Origin of the sequence: Paraburkholderia diazotrophica (assembly GCF_900108945.1) — a bacterium.
In the GTDB taxonomy this organism is placed as follows: domain Bacteria; phylum Pseudomonadota; class Gammaproteobacteria; order Burkholderiales; family Burkholderiaceae; genus Paraburkholderia; species Paraburkholderia diazotrophica.
Genome location: NZ_FNYE01000060.1, coordinates 23,117 through 29,830 on the forward strand (window position 1 = coordinate 23,117; position 6,714 = coordinate 29,830).

General features: G+C 61.5%; 8 protein-coding genes. 1 reads left to right on the forward strand and 7 read right to left on the reverse strand.

Annotated features, from left to right (window positions below; all coding sequences use genetic code 11):
* Window positions 1-15: 15 nt before the first annotated feature.
* The 7 genes from BMW76_RS37675 to BMW76_RS37705 all read right to left on the reverse strand — a co-directional run bounded on the left by BMW76_RS37675 (window position 16) and on the right by BMW76_RS37705 (window position 5,927).
* Entirely contained in the window at window positions 16-834 is an 819-nt protein-coding gene (locus tag BMW76_RS37675; protein ID WP_090873835.1) for a PRTRC system ThiF family protein, read from the reverse strand.
* The gene (locus BMW76_RS37680; protein ID WP_090873836.1) at window positions 831-1,466 is read right to left on the reverse strand and encodes a PRTRC system protein A; all 636 of its coding nucleotides are present in this window, start codon (window positions 1,464-1,466) and stop codon (window positions 831-833) included. The genes BMW76_RS37675 and BMW76_RS37680 overlap by 4 nt, the downstream gene beginning before the upstream one ends.
* Entirely contained in the window at window positions 1,463-2,191 is a 729-nt protein-coding gene (locus BMW76_RS37685) for a PRTRC system protein B (RefSeq protein ID WP_090873837.1), read from the reverse strand. Before BMW76_RS37685 ends, BMW76_RS37680 begins: the two co-directional genes overlap by 4 nt.
* 10 nt (window positions 2,192-2,201) lie before the next feature.
* Window positions 2,202-3,344 (reverse strand): PRTRC system protein F, encoded by a 1,143-nt coding sequence (locus BMW76_RS37690; RefSeq protein ID WP_090873838.1) that lies wholly within the window; start codon window positions 3,342-3,344, stop codon window positions 2,202-2,204.
* 96 nt (window positions 3,345-3,440) lie between these two features.
* Window positions 3,441-3,659, reverse strand: a complete 219-nt coding sequence (locus BMW76_RS37695) for a PRTRC system protein C (protein ID WP_090873839.1) — start codon at window positions 3,657-3,659, stop codon at window positions 3,441-3,443.
* An 11-nt stretch (window positions 3,660-3,670) separates the two neighbouring features.
* Complete coding sequence (locus BMW76_RS37700) at window positions 3,671-4,153, reverse strand: PRTRC system protein E (RefSeq protein ID WP_090873840.1); 483 nt, start codon at window positions 4,151-4,153, stop codon at window positions 3,671-3,673.
* 100 nt (window positions 4,154-4,253) lie between these two features.
* Window positions 4,254-5,927: a PRTRC system ParB family protein gene (locus tag BMW76_RS37705; protein WP_090873841.1), complete on the reverse strand. Its 1,674-nt coding sequence runs from the start codon at window positions 5,925-5,927 to the stop codon at window positions 4,254-4,256.
* A gap of 299 nt (window positions 5,928-6,226) precedes the next feature.
* On the opposite strand from BMW76_RS37705, the gene BMW76_RS37710 reads away from it, so the two are divergent.
* Window positions 6,227-6,714, forward strand: a 488-nt coding sequence (locus BMW76_RS37710; protein ID WP_177200618.1) for a transposase domain-containing protein, incomplete at its 3' end; no start/stop codon positions are given.

Consider the following 6,714-nt stretch of genomic DNA (forward strand, 5'->3'; position numbering starts at 1 on the left):
TTAAACGGGCGGGCTTCAGACGGCGGCCTTAGCCTTTGCAGGCCTTCTGGTCTTTTTCATGGTCGGCTTTGGCGCGTCATAGCCGAAGCGCGCCCACGCCGCCGGGTCAATCGGAACCGGGTTCGTTCGCCCCGTTGCGAGGTTCACGAACACAGCCGAGAAATTGAGGCCACCGTTGCGAAACAGTGACCACAACAGGTTGAAAGCCTGCACCGAGATTGCCTGGTTAATGACGAGCGACTGCTTGCGCAGTGCGTCCGCCATCGAACAGGACGGCGTATCGTCGCCCTTGTCATTCTTCGGATTCAACAGGTCGGGAAACAGGTCGCCCACATGGGGCAGCCTGTCATGCCGCGCCTTGCCGAACTCGCCGAGAATCACCTGGCCACGATCCGTCTCGTTGCCGCAGTCGAGGTAGTAGAGACACCTGCCACGCCTGGCCGCCTGCGCGATCGCATGACGGGCGCGCCGGGAATCGACGCAGCCAATCACGATGTCCGCACGAAGGCTCACGCTCGAATCGACCCGCCGTGGTTCGGCGACCCAGTTTGTGCCCATCAGCAGGTTCAGGCGGTTCACCAGCAACGTCGCCTTGTACTGGCCGACGTCGTTTGGATAGAACCCCTGTCTGCCCACGTTGAACTCGCTGACGGTGTCGTCGTCGTACACCACGCATTCAATCCCGCCCGGGTGACCGAGCTCGATCATTGCGTGATGCAGGCGGGCAAGCGACGGCAGCAAAGCGCTACCTGTGCCGCCCGCACCAACAACCACGACTTTCCACGGCCCGCTCAGCATGTGTGCAGGTGTCTTGTGCAATAGCTGTCCGTTCATGCAACCTCCCCGGACAGCGCAGCCTGCCAGCGCTCAGGAACCGCCTCCTGTACCTCGAAGCGGCCCTTCGCGCATAGCCGCAGTGCCACGGATGGCGTGCGGTGACAGTGACCAAGCACCAGCGCGAGCTTCACATCATGCAGATCGTCGCCGTCGTCGGTCGACGAGAAAAACGCTTTGCCGTGACCGTGCGAATGGCAGTCAACCACCAGCCATTCATCCGCTTCCAGCTGCGGACGCTCGTAGCGCAGATGAGCCGGACCGTGCGACAACGAAGGAAGCGGGACCAGACGAAACGCGCCAGTCGACCCGTTCCACGTGATCCATGCTCCTGCTTCGTTGGGCAAAGCCGTACGCGCCATGCGGGCGAATCCGGCCACCAGTTCCGCCGGCACAGGACCGCACCGCACTTCCGTCGCTTCGGCCGCCAGACCGTAGGGAACCGGCGTGCGCCAGCCATACGAGCCAAGCTGCCGGACGAGCCGGATCCACGGGCGATTGATTTCAAGGAACACGCCGTTGGACGCGATGAGCAGGCGCTCACCAGATGCAGACATGGGCACGACTGGCTCGCGCGCCGGCACCATGACCGACGGGAAAGAGGCTTGAAGGACCTGATCGACGGGATTCATTTCTTACCTCCCTTCTTTCCGGTCACGAGCTTGCCCGCAGTCGCACCCTTCATCGGCACCAGCGAGTCAAGCGGAAACACCTCGAACTTGCCGTCCAGCATGTCTTTCCAGAACGCGAAAAACCCCTCCTTGTACTCGACGCGCTTGCCGCCATGATTCGGATGCGTGAAGGCGGAACTGAAAAAGCCCTCCTCCCATCCCGCGATCGCATCGACTTCAATGCGTTTCGGGACTTTCGCCGTACCGATGCAGATCCTGCCTTCGTTCCACGTATTGAAATACGGAGGCTCGAACAGCGGCGTATCGGGCTCAGGCCTGCCGTCGCCCATCACGGAATAAACGGAAAAGCCGTCGGTGCTCGCCTGGAACACAAGCCCCGGGTGCGGGACGACAGCGCTTCGCTCGCCTAACTCCTCGCAGCGAAAAAACACGCGTCTCCGAGTCGGCGGGCACCACCACGTCACCGCTGCCGAGGTCACACCCAGCACTCTGGCCGGAAGGAAATCAGCTTTCGGTGCCGCGTTGCGGTCCAGCTGGGTCAGCGTGTCGATGAGCACGCGACGATCCAGCGGCCGACCTGCACCGATGATCGGGCGCCCCGTCTTCCGTTCTGCCGTGACAGGATGCACCGTCGCATAGTTTGAGCCGGTCTCGGACGTATAGAGCAACAGCGCCGCGGACAGCGTCACGTCGTGACCGGTCTGGCCAATCGAAACATTCTTCATTGAACAACTCCTAGTCAGGGTCCACCACCAGCGCCAGCAGGCGATCCAGGCGGCGAAGTATTTGCAGGCCAAGGCCCCACTCCGCGTACTGCGAGCGGATGCCGTGTCGTGTGTTGGAAAAAGTGATAAACCGGCTGTAGCCCGACGCCTCTCCCGCTGAGAATTCAGCTTCGAGAAAGTCGTCGAGCAGCTCGCTGGTCCTCTCGTTGTGTTCGAGGACCAGCGTGCAACCGGAATAGAGCGGGTGAGCTTCGTAGCCAGCGTCGAACAGCTCACGTTTGCCAGCCCGTCGCAACAGGTCTTGCAGCGCAACCAGTTCGGAGCACACGTTCGAAACAAATCCGGGCACGTCGCGTCGCAGCGTCCGCAACTCGTTCCCAGAAAGGACCGACGAGCGGGCACGGCGTCCCTGTACCTTCGAGGGACTGCGGACCTCGTCAGGGCAAAGAGCGGCCCTGAGCGTTGATGGCAGATAACGTTGGACAGCTTCTTCGTCCTCGTACATCTCCATCAGCAGGTCATGCGCATCCTTGTCGGAAGCGCTCTCGTCCCCATCCCAATGCCGGCAGGCGGCCTCGCAGAGAAACCATCCAGGCGTACGTACCGGCACCGTCTTCCACGACGCGCGATCAACGAGGTTGAACAGCGTGTACAGAAGCAATGGATGCGCGTCCCTGAGCGGCTGGGCGCGCACACCGACTTCATGCACCCACTCGTTTTCAAGCGCGACGCCCAGATGCAGCGGCGAAACCGGCTTGAAGTCTTCGCGGTCGTACTGGTGGCAGACAATGTCATTCACCGCGTTCGTGTCCAGCAGTTCCAGGCCGAACGAGATCATCCGCAGTGAGCCGCCAAGCTGCCGGCCCGCCCACGCGAAAAACGCCTGCTGGAACGCATCCACCGGACTCGCCGGGTCATGAACATCACCGGCACGCAGTGGACCGTGGCGAAACTGCTCGAGGATGATCGCGTCGAGCGATGCCTCGCTGCGCCACTTGATCGTCGCCCTGGCAGGAACGTCAGCGTCGACGTCCGGCAGCGTCAGAACACAATCGGAAGATCGATGTCGGGCAACGGCAGCGCCTGGCGGTTGCCAGGACGCAGCGGCATCCGCATCGACCGGTCGATCATTGAATGAAGGATCGAACAGCATTTGCGAACCTCGTCGTCATATAAAAAAACCGCCCTTTCGGGCGGCTCCTGATTGAACCCGTTGACCGGGTCGGCAAGTGCCTTGAGCAGCGTCTGCTTATGCATACGCACCCTTGGCTCCCGCCGCGCGGACAAACTTGTAGCTCGCAACATCGCCCGACACGTCGGGCCCGTCGACGGACGCGGTGGTCAACTCGGGATACTGCCCCGAGTAGATATCGCGCACCTCTTCCGGGCTGAACGTCGGACCGGGGTCCGGCAAGGTGACGCCGTTGTAGAGAAATTCGCGTGCGAGACGGGTGACGGTAATCGACATGACCTGCCTCCTTAAAAGAGCGACGCGAGATCGGTGCCGGTGGACGCGGGTTCAGTAGCCGCCTGGGCAGTTGCTGTCTCCGCTTCCTTCGCCGTACCGCTATCCGGGTCCGACGCATCACTGTCGTCGTCATCGTCCGGTTCATCCGCGCCTGGTGAAGACTGGGCAGGGGCCGGCAAACTTCTGCTGCCCTTGCCAGACAGCGCTTTGGTCGCTTTCGTGACCTGCGTCTTCTGCGCTTCACCGAGGATCGCCGTGGTAGCCGCCACCTGCTCCGCCAACGACGCGTAAGCGCCGGTGTACGTGGCAAGATGTTCAGCAAAGCCAGCGTCAAGTTCTGCAGCACTCGCCGTCATCACGAGCGGCTGACGCAGGGTCGCGTCTTTCGCCTCGCCTTCCGGCATGACGACCACGACCATTGCATCGCCTTTCGACTTGATGGACAGCTTCAGCGTGGTGCACGACTTCAACAACGCTTCAAGTTCAACGAACATAAAAACTCCACAAATGAAAAAGGACTGCCCGAGGGCAGTCCAACAAGAAAATGAAGCAAACGCAGGACGCCCGCTTCAGTCGATGCGCCAGAAGGCGCGTTTAATACTTCAGAACCTTCGGGATCTTGCCCGTGTAGTCGAAGCCCTTGACGTTCAGCAGCGCGTCGATGACTTCCGCCTTCGATTTGCTGAACACCTTCTTGAACTCGTCGCCGAGCGCGGCACGGATGCCAAGCTCGTCGGCCACGACCATCATTTCCGACTTTGTGATCAGTTCGAGAAACTCCTTGCAGAGCTTCCAGTGCTGATTGAGGTCGAGTCGATGGTGACGGCACAGACTCGTCAGATGGTGCACGTCCAGTCCCTGAATCGCGGCGACCGTGAGGCCAGTGACAGCGAGAGCCAGCTTCGCGTCGTCGGCAGCGCCAACGGATGTCGCAACCTCCGCGAGGTCCGTCGTGACGACCTTTTCTTCCGTGAGCTTTTCCCAGATGCCCTTGAGCGTCGAATCGTCGACACAGCGGGCCTGTCCGGCGAGCGCAATGGAGACGAGGTAACGCTGCGCAAGCGCGGGGTTCGCACCGATCTCGCGACGCAGCGCCTTGCGCCACAGCGCAACGCGATACGTCTTGATGCGATCCGATTCGGCCACCACCGTCGCCGGCGGATTGCTTGTCGTCGACGGCTGCGCAGCATTCGCCTTACCCGCTGCCTTGCCCTGCGCACCTGATGGGGCGGGTTTGGCTTCAGACTTCGGCGCGACAGCCGCTTTTTCAGCCTGCAGGCGCTTCGCGACCATCTTCATGTTGCAGACGGTGTCGAAGCACTGGCCCTTGTAGACCTTGCCGATCGAATCAGGCAAACCACTCACGGCAGCGCCATAGTTCTGGCACGCATGGCACGCCTTCGCCTGTTCTTCGCCGACGCCCTTGGGGCCGTCGACAGCAAGCTGGATTCGCGTGTGGTTATCGCCCGCGCGCACGATGCGCACGACGGGATAGTCATCGCGAAGACCGGAAGCGGCCGCCTCAAGCTGTTTCTCCGTTTTCTCGTTGAAACAGGTTCGGTTGGTACAGTTGCCCGTGGCGATGGATTCGCCAAACATCTCGCCCTGCGTGGACGAGTTGTGAGCACAGTTCGCGCAGTCGGTCTTGTCGAAGATTGCGGCGGACAACGAACAGGCAACCTGTTCGATCGTCTTCTTCAATTCGGGGACCGGCTTGGCTTCCTTGATGATGACGGGCAGCAGCTTGTCCTGCGTCTCTTTCGGAAGCGCGGCCAGCAGCTCCGCGTGACCCAGAAGGATCTGGCGGGTGTTGAGCGCTTCGAGAACGGAAGCGCTGCAGTTCATCAGTGCGAGGCGCTTGTCGAGCGTGACGCGCGACCATCCGAAGATGCGCGCGACTTCGTCGCGATCGCCCTTGCACAGGCCAACCTGCTCGGCAGCGGCTATGGCTTCCTCAGCGGGCGACATATCCGCGCGCTGGATGTTTTCGATGATCGCAAGCTGCTTGGCTTCGACTTCATCGATCTCCTTGACGACGACGGGTATCTGGTAATCCTCGCCATGCGCCGTCATGGCCGCTCTGTATCTGCGGCCACCAGCGACGAGAGCGAATCCGCCATCGGCGAGCGTGCGAACGATGACAGGCTGGATGACGCCCTTTTCGCGGACTGAAGCCGTCAGCTCTTCCATTTCCGCCGCGTCGAAGTACGTGCGGGAATTGGCAGCGATGGTGATCTGTTTGAGGGCAAGAGTAGGTTGCTGTTGCATTGCGGGTCTCCGGGGAGGGAACCCAGCCCCGCCGGGAGTGAGTTCCCGGAGGGTTGAACAACAAATAGACCGGCCTAAGCCGGCGAGTCGATGCGTCAGGGACGCGGGTGATAACGCAAAGATACCGCCGCGCGCTGCGCTAACGACGTGCAAAGCTCGCGTAAACGCCGTGCCTTTCGCGTAAACAAAAAACCCGGCGCGTGGCCTAATGCCGTTCAGTTAAGCACTGAACGGCATTTTTGTTTTTGTTCCGGGAAGATGTTGTAAACGACGCGCCGAGCTGTTAACTTTTCGGCGCGATGCTCTCCAGTCACCTGACCTTCCTGCTCGATGCGCAGCAGCCGGCCGACCTCAGCCGGCTGGCTGAGCATCTGCCCTACGAATGGATCGAACGGGCGGTGCAGGCTACGGGGGCGGCGAGTATTCGGCGCCGGCGCTTGCCTGCTGAGCAGGTGGTCTGGCTGGTCATCGCGCTGGCGATGTACCGTCACTGGTCGATTAGCGAGGTGCTCGACAGTCTCGATCTGGCCTTGCCCAACGAAGCCGCGCCATTTGTCAGCAAGAGCGCGGTGGTGCAGGCACGCCAACGCATCGGCGAGGCACCGATGGCCTGGCTGTTTGAGCAGACGGCGCGGGCGTGGACGACTCAGGACGCGGCTCACCATGCGTTCAAGGGGTTAAGTCTGTGGGCGATGGACGGCACCACGCTGCGCACGCCCGACAGTGCGGCCAACCGTGAGCACTTTGGCGCGCAGGGCTATGCGAGTGGCAAGGTGGCCAGCTATCC